The 14,158-nt window shown below is 71.8% G+C and carries 11 protein-coding genes, 1 tRNA gene and 1 other RNA gene; 2 read left to right on the top strand and 11 right to left on the bottom strand.

Features of this window, described 5'->3' with window-relative positions; all coding sequences use genetic code 11:
- Nucleotides 1–161: 161 nt before the first annotated feature.
- The 10 genes from IF83_RS0110360 to ffs form a co-directional block, all read right to left on the bottom strand.
- The gene (locus IF83_RS0110360) at nt 162–1,259 is read right to left on the bottom strand and encodes an aspartate-semialdehyde dehydrogenase (RefSeq protein ID WP_030543797.1); all 1,098 of its coding nucleotides are present in this window, start codon (nt 1,257–1,259) and stop codon (nt 162–164) included.
- Entirely contained in the window at nt 1,256–2,527 is a 1,272-nt protein-coding gene (locus IF83_RS0110355; RefSeq protein WP_030543796.1) for an aspartate kinase, read from the bottom strand. The genes IF83_RS0110360 and IF83_RS0110355 overlap by 4 nt, the downstream gene beginning before the upstream one ends.
- Before the next feature lie 282 nt (nt 2,528–2,809).
- Entirely contained in the window at nt 2,810–3,472 is a 663-nt protein-coding gene (locus IF83_RS0110350) for a potassium channel family protein (protein ID WP_030543795.1), read from the bottom strand.
- The gene (locus IF83_RS0110345) at nt 3,465–4,847 is read right to left on the bottom strand and encodes a TrkH family potassium uptake protein (RefSeq protein WP_347877098.1); all 1,383 of its coding nucleotides are present in this window, start codon (nt 4,845–4,847) and stop codon (nt 3,465–3,467) included. The genes IF83_RS0110350 and IF83_RS0110345 overlap by 8 nt, the downstream gene beginning before the upstream one ends.
- Before the next feature lie 279 nt (nt 4,848–5,126).
- Complete coding sequence (locus IF83_RS0110340) at nt 5,127–6,449, bottom strand: serine hydrolase domain-containing protein (protein ID WP_030543793.1); 1,323 nt, start codon at nt 6,447–6,449, stop codon at nt 5,127–5,129.
- Between the two features lie 324 nt (nt 6,450–6,773).
- On the bottom strand, nt 6,774–7,448 hold the full coding sequence (locus tag IF83_RS0110335) for a DUF5063 domain-containing protein (RefSeq protein ID WP_030543792.1): 675 nt from the start codon (nt 7,446–7,448) through the stop codon (nt 6,774–6,776).
- Nucleotides 7,441–8,040, bottom strand: coding sequence for a recombination mediator RecR (recR, locus tag IF83_RS0110330; protein ID WP_030543791.1), 600 nt, complete (start codon nt 8,038–8,040; stop codon nt 7,441–7,443). Before recR ends, IF83_RS0110335 begins: the two co-directional genes overlap by 8 nt.
- 237 nt (nt 8,041–8,277) lie before the next feature.
- Nucleotides 8,278–8,613 (bottom strand): YbaB/EbfC family nucleoid-associated protein, encoded by a 336-nt coding sequence (locus IF83_RS0110325; protein ID WP_037679409.1) that lies wholly within the window; start codon nt 8,611–8,613, stop codon nt 8,278–8,280.
- Between the two features lie 311 nt (nt 8,614–8,924).
- Nucleotides 8,925–11,381, bottom strand: coding sequence for a DNA polymerase III subunit gamma and tau (locus tag IF83_RS0110320; protein WP_030543789.1), 2,457 nt, complete (start codon nt 11,379–11,381; stop codon nt 8,925–8,927).
- 195 nt (nt 11,382–11,576) lie between these two features.
- Nucleotides 11,577–11,675: signal recognition particle sRNA small type (gene ffs, locus IF83_RS31925), an RNA gene on the bottom strand.
- Nucleotides 11,676–11,817: 142 nt separating this feature from the next.
- Between ffs and IF83_RS0110315 the strand changes: the two genes are divergently transcribed.
- A tRNA-Ser gene (locus IF83_RS0110315) sits at nt 11,818–11,902 on the top strand.
- Between the two features lie 116 nt (nt 11,903–12,018).
- Here the strand turns inward: IF83_RS0110315 and IF83_RS0110310 are convergent.
- A complete protein-coding gene (locus IF83_RS0110310; RefSeq protein WP_030543788.1) occupies nt 12,019–12,537 on the bottom strand; it encodes a DUF1203 domain-containing protein in 519 nt (172 codons plus the stop codon).
- Between the two features lie 145 nt (nt 12,538–12,682).
- Here IF83_RS0110310 and IF83_RS0110305 point away from each other — a divergent pair, with 145 nt between their 5' ends.
- Nucleotides 12,683–14,158, top strand: coding sequence for an AAA family ATPase (locus IF83_RS0110305; protein ID WP_030543787.1), 1,476 nt, complete (start codon nt 12,683–12,685; stop codon nt 14,156–14,158).

Below are 14,158 nucleotides of genomic sequence, written 5' to 3'. Positions count from 1 at the left end.
ATCATCGGCACGACCACAAAGCCTTCACAGAACCCGCAAAGTGTCCACATCCTAGTGCCTGGGACAACCTTGTCGACCGGTTTCGGTCAGTCGGCCGGAGCACTGCGGGGCACTTCGTCTCGTCACCCTCACACCCTCCAGCGTTGCGGACCGCGACCGCGTCACACCGCGGCCGTCAGCTCCGCGGCGACGACTTCGGCGATCTGGGCGGTGTTGAGCGCCGCGCCCTTGCGGAGGTTGTCCCCGCAGACGAAGAGCTCCAGGGCGTTGGGGTCGTCCAGGGAGCGGCGCACCCGGCCGACCCAGGTCGGGTCGGTGCCCACGACGTCGGCCGGGGTGGGGAACTCCCCCGCGGCCGGGTTGTCGTAGAGCACCACACCGGGGGCGGCGGCGAGGATCTCGTGCGCCTGGGCGACCGTGACCTCGTTCTCGAACCGCGCGTGGACGGTCAGCGAGTGCGTGGTGACGACGGGCACCCGGACGCAGGTCGCGGTGACCCGCAGGTCCGGCAGCCCGAGGATCTTCCGGGACTCGTTGCGGACCTTGAGCTCCTCGGACGTCCAGCCGTCCTCCTTCAGCGAGCCGGCGAACGGCACCACGTTGAAGGCGATCGGCGCCGGGTACGGGCCGAGGTCGCCGACCACGCGGCGGACGTCGCCCGGCTGCGTGCCCAGCTCCGTCCCCGCCACCTTGCCGATCTGCTCGCGCAGCGTGTCGACGCCCTCCTTGCCCGAGCCGGAGACGGCCTGGTACGAGGAGACGATCAGCTCGCTGAGGCCGAACTCGGCGTGCAGCGCGCCCATCGCGACGATCATCGACAGCGTGGTGCAGTTGGGGTTGGAGATGATGCCGCGCGGACGGATCCGGGCGGCGTGCGGGTTGACCTCGGGGACGACCAGCGGCACGTCCGGGTCCATGCGGAAGGCGCCGGAGTTGTCCACGGCGACCGCGCCCTTGGCGGCGGCGACGGGCGCCCACTGCGCGGACACCTCGTCGGGCACGTCGAACATCGCGACGTCCACGCCCTCGAAGGCCTCCTCGCTGAGCGCGACGACCTCGACCTCCTCACCGCGCACGGTGAGCTTCTTGCCCGCCGAGCGCGGCGAGGCGATCAGCCGGATCTCGCCCCAGACGTCCTTGCGCTCGGAGAGGATGCCGAGCATGACGGTGCCCACGGCACCGGTCGCCCCGACGACGGCGAGGGTCGGCTTGCGGCCGGCCCCGCCGCCGGCGGCGGGGCCTGTGCCGGCGGCGCTCATCGGCCGGTCCCTCCGTAGACGACGGCCTCGTCGCTGTCGCTGTCCAGGCCGAAGGCGGTGTGCACGGCGCGCACGGCCTCGTTGACCTCGTCGGCGCGGATGACCACGGAGATGCGGATCTCGGAGGTGGAGATCAGCTCGATGTTGACCCCGGCCTTGGAGAGCGCCTCGAAGAACGTCGCGGTGACGCCCGGGTTGGTCTTCATGCCGGCGCCGACCAGCGAGACCTTGGCGACCTGGTCGTCGTAGCGCAGCGACTGGAAGCCGACGGCGTCCTTGGTGCGCTCCAGCGCGGAGATGGCCTTCTTGCCGTCCGTCATCGGCAGCGTGAAGGTGATGTCGGTGAGGCCGGTGGTGGCCGCCGACACGTTCTGCACGACCATGTCGATGTTGATCTCGGCGTCCGAGATCGCCCGGAAGATCTTGGCGGCCTCGCCCGGCTTGTCGGGCACCCCGACGACCGTGACCTTCGCCTCGGACGTGTCGTGCGCGACACCGGAAATGAGCGCCTGCTCCATCGGCTGGTCCTCCCGCGGTTCGTTGCTGACCCAGGTTCCCTGCAGTCCCGAGAAAGAGGACCGGACGTGGATCGGGATGTTGTATCGGCGTGCGTACTCGACGCAGCGGTGCAGCAGCACCTTGGAGCCGGAGCTCGCCAGCTCCAGCATGTCCTCGGACGCGATCCAGTCGATCTTCCGGGCCTTCTTCACGACCCGCGGGTCGGCGGTGAAGACGCCGTCGACGTCGGTGTAGATCTCGCACACCTCGGCGTCGAGCGCCGCGGCGAGGGCGACGGCGGTGGTGTCGGAACCGCCGCGGCCGAGGGTGGTGATGTCCTTCTTGTCCGCGGAGACACCCTGGAAGCCCGCCACGATGGCGACGTTGCCCTCGTCCACCGAGCTGCGGATCCGGCCCGGCGTGACATCGATGATCCGGGCCTTGTTGTGGACGGAGTCGGTGATGACACCGGCCTGGCTGCCCGTGAAGGACTGCGCCTCGTGGCCCAGGTTTTTGATCGCCATCGCCAGCAGGGCCATGGAGATCCGCTCTCCGGCGGTCAGCAGCATGTCGAACTCGCGCCCCGAGGGCATCGGGGACACCTCTTCCGCGAGTTCGATCAGCTCGTCCGTCGTATCGCCCATCGCGGACACCACGACGACCACTTGGTGGCCGTTCTTCTTGGCTTCCACGACCCTCTTGGCGACGCGCTTGATGCCCTCGGCATCGGCGACGGAGGAGCCGCCGTACTTCTGTACGACAAGGCCCACGGTGCGCTCCTCGCAACTCTTGTCTTCCGGGGACCCCGCGGCGAAGCGGAACCCAGCGGTCGGCTCAGTTTATCGAGCGGGTGAAAACGGACGCCCGGGTTTCACCTACTGAGACGCTGTCTCAGATCATGATCACCGGGCGGGCGTCCCCACCCGCTCCAGCGACCACCCCTGCCCGGTTTCCCGCACCCCACACGGGAACGAGACGCAGCTCACGTACTGAGACGGTATGTAACGGGGTGCTCACGGCCCCGTACGGGGCGGGCCACCCGGTACGGCACCTCAGGGGAGGTCGGCGAAGCGTTCGACCTTGTCGATACGGCCGAGGATGAGGATGACGTCCCCGTAGGCCAGGACGGTGTCGGGGGTGGTGTACGTGAACTCGCCGTCCGAGGGCCGAACGGCGACCACGGTGACGTCGTACCGGCTCCGCACCCGGGCCTCGCGCAGCGGAACGCCGACGAGTTCCCCCGGTGGGCTGACCTTGACGAGCGCGTGGGCGGGGTCGAGTTCGATGTAGTCGAGCATCCGGCCGGAGACCAGATGGGCGACCCGCTCGCCCATGTCGTGCTCGGGGAAGACGACGTGGTGGGCGCCGATCCGGTCCAGGATCCGGCCGTGCTGGATGCTGATCGCCTTGGCCCAGATGTGCTCGATCTCCAGCTCGGTCAGGAGCGAGGTGACGAGGATGCTGGACTCGATGTCCGAGCCGATGGCGACCACGGCGCGCGAGAAGTCCGGCACTCCGAGCTGACGCAGCGCCTCGATGTCCGTGCAGTCCGCGGTGACGGTGTGGGTGAGCTGCCCCGCCAGGCTCTGCACCACTTTGGACCGGCTGTCGATGGCCAGGACCTCGGTGCCGCGGCTGGTGAGCTCCAGCGCCAGGGAGCTTCCGAAGCGGCCCAGGCCGATCACGACAACGGGTTCGCTGCTGCTGTCAGCCAACGATGGTCCTCTCCTCGGGAAGCTCGTAGCGGCGGGCGCGGTCGCGCAGGGCGAGAGCGCCCGCCACGGTCAGGGGGCCGAGCCTGCCCACGAACATCAGAACGGTCAGGAGCACCTTCCCGGCCGGGGGCAGTTCACCGGTGATCCCGGTGGACAGGCCCACCGTGGCGAAGGCCGAGATCGCCTCGAACAGTACTCGGTCCAGGCTGTAAGGGGTGATGACCAGCAGGTTGAAGGTCGCCAGTGCCACACCGCCGACACCCAGCAGCACGATGGCGAGCGCCTGCCGCTGGTTGCTCTCGGGCACCCTGCGCCGCCCCACCTGCACACCCGGCTCGCCCCGCATCTCCGCCCACAGGACGAACGCGAGCAGCCCGAAGGTGGTCACCTTGATCCCGCCGGCCGTGCCCGCGCTGCCGCCGCCGATGAACATCAGGACATCGGTCGCCAGCAGGCTCTCCGGCACCTGAGCCGAGGTGTCGATGCTGTTGAACCCGGCCGTGCGGGCGTTCACCGAGGCGAAGAAGCCCGCCAGCCACTTCCCGGGGGCGTCCAGCGGACCCAGCGTCCGGGGGTTGGCGTACTCGGCGGACGTGATCACGACCGTACCCAGGACGAGAAGGACCGCCGTGAGCACGACGGTGATCCGGGTCAGCACCGACCACGCCCGCGGCCGCCGCCAGCCCCTCACCAGCTCGAAGACGACGGGAAACCCGAGACCGCCGACGATGACGGCCGCCGCGATCGGCAGGCACACCCAGGGATCGTCCACGTACCCCATGAGACTGTCGGAGTTGAGGGAGAAGCCGGCGTTGTTGAAGGCGGACACCGCGTGGAAGACAGCGTCGTAGAGGGAGGCGCCCAGGGGACGGTCGTGGACGGTCAGGAACACCACCGCGAGCACCGCCGCCACCGACGCCTCGACGGCCAGGCTGAACAGCACGATGTTGCGCACGACGCGGCGCATCCCCCGCATGCTCAGCGTCTTGGTCTCCAGCTGCGCCAGGAGCCGCGTGCGCAGCCGCAGCCGGCGCGACACCAGCACCGCGACGAGCGTGGCCAGCGTCATGATGCCCAGGCCCCCGGCCTGGATGAGCACCAGAATGGTGATCTCCCCGAAGGCGGACCAGTGGACGGCCGTGTCCACGGTGACCAGACCCGTCACGCACACCGCGGAGGTGGCGGTGAACGCCGCGTCGACCAGCGGCGTGCGCTCGCCGGTCTCCGTGGCCACCGGCAGTGACAGCAGCACCGTGCCGACCGCCACCGCCGCCGCGAACCCGCCGACGAGGATGCGCCCCGGATGGCGCAGCGGAGCCGCCGCCCCGGGGCGGTAACCGGTCCGGCCGAGGCGCTTCCCCACGATGCCGGTCACCGGGGCACCGCCGGGGTGGCCGGGCGGCCCGTACTGGTGTTTCCGTCCGGCGGGCCCACCGCCGTCATGACCGGCACGTCATGCCCCCGCACTCCGCGCTCCGTTCCGTTTTCCGCGACACGACACCCATCATGCTGCTCTGCCGCCGGACCGCATCACCCGGGCACGGAAGGCGCGGCACGGACCTGCCCCGTTCCGGACGGGATGCGCCACCGGGGTCCGTGCGGCCCCGGGGCAGCGGGCGTGCCTGCTCCAGGGCCGTCCGCCGGCCGTCAGCCGTCAGCCGGTGTGGCCCGGTGCGCGGGTGGCCGCGTCCGCGATGCGGAGGGTCATCTCGGTCTGGGTGGCGTCGCGGTGGGTGGGGTTGAAGGACCAGACGAGACGGCGCTGCTGGTCGCGCGTGGCGAACATGCCGCCCGCGTAGCCGTAGCGCTCACCGGTCTTGCCCCAGAAGGTGACCCCGTTGACCGTCGCCGTCTGGAGGCCGGTGCTGTAGCGGGCGGGGCTCCCGTCCGTCATCGTCACGCCCTCGGGGAGGGTGAACATCCGGTCCAGCAGCCGGGGCGGGAGCAGCCGTCCGGAGAAGAGGGCGGTGATGAACCGGGTGAGGTCGCCGGTCGTGGAGATCATCTCGCCCTGGCCGAAGGAGGCCGAGGGGTCGTACGCGGTGATATCCCGCAGGGTGCCGTCGGACATCTCCAGATAGCCGCGCACGTGCGGGCCGCGGATCCCCGGGTCGTCGACGGGTACGGAGGTGTGGCGCAGGCCGAGCGGGCGGAGCAGGCGGGCGCCGATCGCCTCGCCGAAGTGGCGGCCGGTCACCTTCTCGACGAGGAGAGCGGCCAGGACGTAGTTGACGCCCCGGTACTCCTGCTGTTCGCCGGGGTCGGACTTCATCGGGCCGGGGGGCAGGGTGGCGAGCCGCTCCTCCCGCGTCCAGCGGTCGAAGCGGTGCTCGAAGACCGCCTCCGGGGTGCTCATGTCGGGCCATCCGACCTCGTCGGGCAGCCCGCTGGTGTGGTTGAGAAGCTGCTCGACGGTGACCGGGTCGTACGAGGCGGGCAGCGCGTCCGGCAGGTAGTGCTGGATCGGGGTGTCCAGGTCCACGCGGCCCTCGGCGACGAGCTGGAGCACCACCGTGGCCACGAAGACCTTGGTGACGCTGCCGACCTTGAAACGGTCGTGTGGCCGCACCTTGCGGCCGGAGCGGAGGTCGGCCACGCCGGAGGTGCCGTACCAGGAGCCGGCCGTGCCGCTGATCCGCACCTGCGCGGCGGTCACCGGAGGGTGCTCCAGGTCGTCGATCGCGGCACGGAGCGCGGCGGGATTCAGGGCGGGCACGGGCGCGCCGGGCGTGCCCGGGGCGGCGTGAGCGGGTAACGGACGGGGGTCGGCCGCCGCGCTCACCGGCAGCGCTGCGCCGGCCAGCAGGGCCGCGGCGGTGAGGGCGGCGGCGCCCGGGAGCAGCCGGCGGTGCCAGGACGCTCGGGCCGGGCGGGCGGAACGGGGCCGGACGGACCCGGCTGAGGCTCCGGAGGAGGCGATCGGGCCGGGCCGGCTCGGTGTGGAGGCGCTCGGTGGGGATGCTGGTGTGGATGCCATACGGGCAACCTTTGCCGTCGGGCCCGCGGCGGGCATCGGGGCGTTCCCGGAGAAGCCCCGGACAGCCAACGGGGGCCGTCTCGGGGATCACACCGGCAACCGTGCGACGTCCGTTCCCCTGCACACCGGCTTCGCGCCGAATCCGTACGGGCGCCGTCTCCGGGTCCGCACGGTCCGCACGTCCCGCGCCCGGGCGGCCGGGGCCCGGGTCCGTTACGGCCGCAGTGCTCGCGCGTATGGGCTTCGCGCCCGGGGCCTCGTACGGTCCCGGTGCCGGTTCAGCCGGTCGCGACGGTCACGGGAGCGGCGGCCTGACGCGTGGACTCAGGAGCGGCCCGACTCGATCGTGACGCCCAGCGGGATGCCGATCTCGGCGGCCATCACCCGGCCCGCCTCCTCCTCCAGCGAACCGTCGTCCGCCTTGGCCTCCGCGTCGAGGTCGAGGCCGTCCAGCTCCTCCAGCGGACTGCCGGTCCGGATGTGGCTGAGCAGGGACTGAAGAGCACGGAGCGCGGCCGAGGCCGTCGGGCCCCAGGTGTTGAAGTAGGAGAACTGCCACCACCACAGCGCCTCGGCGACCCGGCCGGCCTTGTAGTGGGCCATGCCGTGCCGCAGATCGCTGATGATGTCGGCGAGGTCGTCGGAGATCCGGTGCGGCACCGGCTCGCTGCGCGGCACGTACGGGTCGAAGACCTCGGAGTAGACGTCCGCCGGTTCCAGCAGCGCCGCGAACCGCTCGCGCAGCTCGTCCATGTCGGGCTCCGGGCCGGTGTCCGGCTCGTACCGCTCGACGGGGACGAAGTCCTCGTGCGCGCCGAGCCGCCCGCCGGCCAGCAGCAGCTGGGAGACCTCCAGCAGCAGGAACGGGATCGCGCTGCCGGGTTCGTCGCCCTTCGCCACTTCCGTGACCGCGACCAGGAAGCTCTCGATCTGGTCCGCGATCTGTACGGAGAAGTCGTCCGGGTTCATCTGGGTGTTGTGCAGCGTGGCGTCAGACATCGAGCAGTCGTCTCCCTTCGAAGGCACGCCCGAGGGTGACCTCGTCGGCGTACTCCAGGTCCCCCCCGACCGGGAGGCCGCTGGCCAGTCGTGTGACCTTCATGCCCATGGGCTTGATCATGCGCGCGAGGTAGGTGGCCGTGGCCTCTCCCTCAAGGTTCGGATCCGTGGCCAGAATGAGCTCGGTGACGGTGCCGTCGGCGAGCCTGGCCAACAGTTCCCGTATACGCAAATCGTCGGGACCTACACCCTCGATCGGACTGATCGCCCCGCCGAGGACGTGGTAGCGGCCGCGGAACTCCCGGGTGCGCTCGATGGCGACGACATCCTTGGGCTCCTCGACCACGCAGATGACGGTCGGATCGCGGCGCGGATCCTGGCAGACCCGGCACCGTTCCTCCTGCGCCACGTTGCCGCACACCTCGCAGAAGCGGACCCTGGCCTTCACCTCGGTCAGCGCCTGGGCGAGCCGGCGGACGTCCGTCGGCTCCGCCTGGAGGATGTGGAAGGCGATCCGCTGCGCGCTCTTGGGACCGACGCCGGGCAGCCTGCCCAACTCGTCGATGAGGTCCTGGACCACGCCTTCGTACACGGGCCGCCTTCTCCTTCTTCTCTTCCCACCGCCACGCGCTCACGGACCGGTGTCCGGAGCGCCGGCGGTGACCGGCGGGGCCGGCCGCGTTGCTGTCCTGCTGTCCTGCCGTGGTGCTGTTGTGCTGTGGTGCCGTTCTGCTCTGCTGTGCTCAACCGGCGCCCGGGCGGCTGCGGTTGAGCGGGCGGGCACCGGTGGCGAACCGCCACCGGGCCCGGTCCGCTCCCGGCGGACCCGTCAGAAGGGAAGGCCCGGCATTCCGCCGAGCCCCTGGGTCAGCGGGCCCAGCTTCTCCTGCTGGAGGGCGCTCGCGGCGGCGTTGGCATCGCGCACCGCCGCCAGGATCAGGTCGGCGAGGGTCTCCGTGTCCTCAGGGTCCACCGCCTTGGGGTCGATGGCCAGACCCTGGAGTTCACCGGATCCGGACACCGTGACCTTGACGAGCCCACCGCCCGCGGAGCCCTCAACCGACGACTCGGCCAGCTCCTGCTGCGCCTCGGCGAGGTCCTGCTGCATCTTCTGGGCCTGCTGCAGCAACTGCTGCATATCGGGCTGGCCACCACCGGGAAACACGCGCGTTCGCTCCTGGCATCGACAACGGTTCGGTCTTCGCTTGACGAGCCTACGTGCTCCAGGGGCGCCGCGCCCTACACCGCAGGAAGGAGAAACCGGTACGGGACACCGGTCCGCACACCCCCGCACCCGCCACCGCTCCGCTGCGTACCCCGACCGTCAACCGTCCGTAGACCACGGGCCCGGCCAGGCGCCTTCAACACCGCCCGCGCGGCAGGACCGATCCCGTACTGGGTGATCGGCACACCGGCCGGGATCGGCGGCGCGGCCGGGCGCCGTGGCACGCACCACACCGGCGGGGCCCGGGCCCGCTACTCGTGCGCGATCTCCTCCACGACCGTCGCCCCCAGCTCGCGGACGATCAACTCGTGCCCGGAGAGGGCCGAGTCGTCGAGGTCGGGGTCGTCGGCGGCCGGCATGTCGTCCTCCGGCGCCACCGGGGCGGGCCGCGTCTCGCGCGCGGGCTGGGAGGGGACCGGAGCGGTCGCCTCCGGACGGGACCGGGGCTGGGCCGGGGCCCCCGCCGACGACGCCGGGTCCGCGCCGGACGGCGACGCGGCGGAGTGCTGGGCAGGGGCGGACTGCCGAGGCGGGGACGGGGCTCCGCCCCCGAAGCCGCCACCGCCACCGCCGTTCCCGCCGAAGCCGCTGCCGCCCCCGAAGCCCGGCCCCGGACCGGAGGCGGGCGGGGCCGAACCGCCACCGCCGCCTCCCGTGGTGTCGACCACGGATTCGATCTTCCACTGCACATGGAGCGACTCGGCCAGCGCCTGCCGCAGCACGTCCTCGCTGCCGCCGCTGACAAAGCTGTCCCGGGCACCGGCGTTCGAGAAGCCGATCTGCAGGGTCGTGCCGTCGAAGCCCAGGACATGGGCGTTCTGGCTCAGCAGGATCCAGGTGAACCGGCGGCGGTTCTTGACCGCCTCCAGGATGTCCGGCCACATCTGCCGCACCTGGGCGGCGCCCTGCGCCGCCCCCGGCGCGGGAGCGGACGCGGCGGCGCCCGGAGCCGGTGCGGACTGCTGCGGCCCGGGGACTCCGGCTCCTCCGAACCCGCCGGCACCGCCTCGCGGGCCCTGGCCGGGCGCGGCGGCCGTGGGCCAGCCACCGGGACGGGCACCCGCGCCCTCCGCACCGGAAGCCGCACCCCGCGCACCGCCCGGAGCGGCACCCGGGCCACCGGAGCCCGCGCCGGGCCAGGCACCGGGCCGCTGACCACCGGCCGCGGCCCCGCCGCCTGCCTGGCTGCCCGCGGCTCCACCGCCCTGGCCGCCCGCGGCCCCGCCGCTCTGGCCGGGCCAAGCCCCGGCCGGCCGCTGCTGCTCAGCGGCGCCGGCTCCCGGCCCCGTACCGGGAGCGGACGCGGCGGGGGAAACCGGGGCCGGACCGGGAACAGCCTCACCAGGTGGTCCGGGCGCCGCCTGGACCGCGGGCTCCTGCCCCGGAGCCGGCGGCTGCTGCCCGGCCCGGTTCGGCAGGGCGGCCCGGGCCGCGGCGGGCCCCGCCGGACCGGACGGACCGCCGGCCGGGGCCGCGTAGGCGTCCGGACCGGGCCCCGGAGCCCCGGCCATGCCCACCCCGCCCGCGCCCATGGCCAGGCCGCCCGCGAGGGCGCCCCGCTCCAGCCGGTCCAGCCGGGCCTGGAAGGAGCGCTCGTCGTCGAAGGCGGCGGGCAGCAGCACGCGTGCGCAGATCAGTTCCAGCTGGAGCCGCGGGGAGGTGGCCCCGCGCATCTCGATGAGCCCGGTGTTCACCAGGTCCGCGCCTCGGCTCAGCTCGGCCGCGCCGAAGCGCTCGGCCTGCGTCCGCATCCGCTCCACGACATCGGCGGGGGCGTCGATCAGCCCTTTGTCGGCGGCGTCCGGCACGGCGGCCAGGATCACCAGGTCGCGCAGCCGCTCCAGCAGGTCGGCGACGAAGCGGCGCGGGTCGTTGCCGCCCTCGATGACGCGGTCGGTGACCTCGAAGGCGGCGCTGCCGTCACCGGCAGCGAAGGCGTCCACGATGGCGTCGAGGAGCGAGCTGTCGGTGTAGCCGAGCAGGGCGGTGGCCATGGCGTAGGTCACGCCGTCCTCGGCGGCGCCCGCGAGGAGCTGGTCCATCACGGACATCGAATCCCGCACGGAGCCGGCACCGGCCCGTACGACCAGCGGCAGCACGCCGTCCTCGACGGGGATGGCCTCGCGCTCGCAGACCTCGGCGAGATAGTCCCGCAGGGTGCCGGGGGGCACCAGCCGGAACGGATAGTGGTGCGTCCGCGACCGGATCGTGCCGATGACCTTCTCGGGCTCCGTCGTCGCGAAGATGAACTTGAGATGCTCCGGCGGCTCCTCGACCACCTTCAGCAGGGCGTTGAAGCCCGCCGGGGTGACCATGTGCGCCTCGTCGATGATGTAGATCTTGTAACGACTGGAGGCGGGGCCGAAGAAGGCTTTCTCTCGCAGGTCACGGGCGTCGTCCACGCCTCCGTGCGAGGCGGCGTCGATCTCGATGACGTCGATCGAACCGGGGCCGTTGCGGGCGAGGTCCCGGCAGGACTGGCACTCACCGCAGGGCTGGGGCGTCGGCCCCTGCTCGCAGTTCAGACAGCGGGCGAGGATCCGGGCGCTGGTCGTCTTGCCGCAGCCGCGCGGCCCGCTGAACAGATACGCGTGATTGACCCGGTTGTTCCGCAGCGCCTGCTGCAGCGGGTCGGTGACATGCGACTGCCCGATGACCTCCGCGAAGGTCTCGGGACGGTAGCGGCGGTAGAGCGCGAGGGACGACACGCATACGACGATATCGGCCGCCGCCGACAACCGGACCCACCCCGCGAATGACCCCGGGCACAGCGCACGCGGCCTCCCGGCGCCCCGCACGGGCCCGCCCGCACCGGGCGCGGCACCGGCCCGCGCCCCGCAAGGAAACCGCTGAAGAGAGGGAGAGGGGCACCCGGAGCCTTCGGGGGAGCCGGTCCTCCCGGGAACGTCAACGCCCCCCACGCACCCGCCAGAGCCCACTTACCCTTGCTGCCTTCCGGCCCTGGGGGAGTTCGGTGAGATAGCGCCACGTGAGGGGCTGGTCCCCACCCTAGCGGATCCCGGACGCCGATTCGAACCCGCCGGCTGCCCGCCGGCCTGCCCGCCGACGGCCCCGGCCGTCCTCCGCCGAGGGCCCCGGGTACGGGTTCGCTAGCACTGCCTCGCGTCTTGTATTGTTTGCGGCGGAGGATTCGCCTAGTGGCCTAGGGCGCACGCTTGGAAAGCGTGTTGGGGGCAACCCCTCACGAGTTCGAATCTCGTATCCTCCGCACCGCCCATCAGGGCAGACGACGAAGGCCTCGACCGGTTCACCGGTCGGGGCCTTCGTCGTCGAGTGCCTGCGAACGGCACAAGCCATGCCAGGCGGAGGCCTCCCGGTCCGTGGTCAGGGCCTGCGCACCTCGTAGAGGAAACAGCCGTACTCCACCGCCCGGACATGCACGAGTGCGACCTCGGAGTCGTCGAAGGCCGTGTGCAGGGCCCGGTCCACAGCGGCTTGTGCGTGGCCGGGATCGTCCGGCAACCGCACGAGCGTGCCTCCCGTGATCCGCCCTTCGCCGCTGTACCGGCGGAAGACGCGCAGTGCCCCGGTCTCGGCGAAGGGATGGCCGAGCGCCGCGTCCGGGCCCGGGCCCGGGCACCGGTCGGTGTGGATGAAGACCGGACCCACCTCGTCATAGGCCCCCGGGTCGACGCCGGCCTCCGCCGCCCACCGGCGGAGCGGAGCGTAGGACACCAGAGAGATCCGCTCGCCGGCACGGCTGCGGCGCAAACAGCAGCGCAAAGGCGCCCCCTCCGTGTCGAGCGCGCAGGGGCAGAGGGCCGCGCCGGCATCGTCGCGTGTACGGAGCCCGTCGAGGATGCGCGGCGCGATGGCGATCGGTTGATGAGTCCCTGACGTCATGGGCTCAAGGCTGCACAGCGGACATCGCCGATGCTGGCGGGAATCCGACGTCGGGTCCACGTCGGTCCAACCGCCTGTGACTTGGGGACAGGGCAAGATAGAGGTACGGTTTAGTGAACTGTACTTCTATCTCCTGGGGCCGAGCGTGGACAAACCCGCCGAGATGTTCGACCGCGACCACGAGTGGTCGGCACTGAGCCGGTTCATCACGGATCCGCAGCCGGGCGCGACTCTCGGCGTGGTCTCGGGACGTCGCCGCCAGGGCAAGACATTCCTGCTGGACGCCGCCTGCCGTGCCACCGGAGGGTTCTATTTCGGTGCGACCGAGGCCGCCGACGCCGAATCCCTGCGGCGGATCAGCAGCGCACTGACCGCTCACGTCCGCCCTGCCAGTCCGTTTCACTTCGCCAACTGGTCGGAGGTGGTCGACGAGTTGCTCGCCCTCGGCGCCGAGCAGCCCGTCCCCGTCGTGATCGACGAGTTTCCGTACCTCGTCAAGGCCAACCCGGAGCTGCCCTCGATCATCCAGGAGGCCTTGCGCCCCCTGCGCGACCAGCGCACCGGTTCACGGACCCGGCTGCTGTTGTGCGGGTCCGCCCTGTCGTTCATGGGCCGGCTGCTGTCGGGGAACGCGCCGCTGCGCGGACGGGCGGGGCTGGAACTCGTCGTGCGCCCGCTCGACCACCGTCTCGCCGCCGAGTTCTGGAACATCGGAGACCCCCGTCTCGCCCTGCAGGTCAACGCGATCGTCGGTGGCACCCCCGCCTACCGGCGCGAATTCGCCCGCGGCGACAGCCCGGCCGGCCCGGATGACTTCGACGACTGGGTCGTGCGCACGGTCCTGAACCCCGAGACGCCCCTCTTCCGGGAAGCCCGGTACCTGCTGGCGGAGGAACCGGACCTCCGTGACACCGCCCTGTACCTGTCCGTCCTGGCGGCCGTGGCCGACGGTAACGCCACGCGCGGCGGCATGGCCGGCTATCTGGAGCGCAAGGCCACCGACATCGCCCACCCCATCAACGTCCTGGAGGACTCCGGTCTGCTGCACCGGGACGCCGACGCCTTCCGCGACAACCGCCCCACGTACCGCATCGCCGAACCCCTGATCGGCTTCTACCACGCCATCATGCGCCCGGTCTGGGACCAGTTGGAGCGCCCCGGCAGCGCCGCCCGGGTCTGGCAGGCCAGCCGCCGCCGCTTCGTCAGCAACGTCCTCGGCCCCCACTTCGAACAGGTCTGCCGCGACTGGGCCCTGCATCACGCCAGCCCCGATCTGCTCGGCGGCCTGCCCGCCCGTGTCGGTCACGGAATCGTCCACGACCCCGCAGCCCGCACCGGCAACGAGGTGGACGTGGCCGTTGTCGGTATCGCCGACGGGCATGCCAAGCCACCGCTCCTGGCCATCGGCGAAGCGAAGTGGAACGACACCATGGGACTCGCCCACATCGAACGCCTCGCGCGTATCCGCGAGCTCATCGCCCGGGCCGGCCGGTACGACACCACGAGGACCCGCTTGCTGTGTTTCAGCGGATCCGGCTTCAACGACAAGGCGCGCGCCGCCGCCGCGGCCTCGCCGGACATCGGGCTCATCGACCTGGCGCTGCTCTACGGACAGGCGTGA

Source organism: Streptomyces albus subsp. albus (assembly GCF_000719865.1).
In the GTDB taxonomy this organism is placed as follows: domain Bacteria; phylum Actinomycetota; class Actinomycetes; order Streptomycetales; family Streptomycetaceae; genus Streptomyces; species Streptomyces albus_E.
This window is presented reverse-complemented; position numbering and strand designations above follow the sequence as displayed.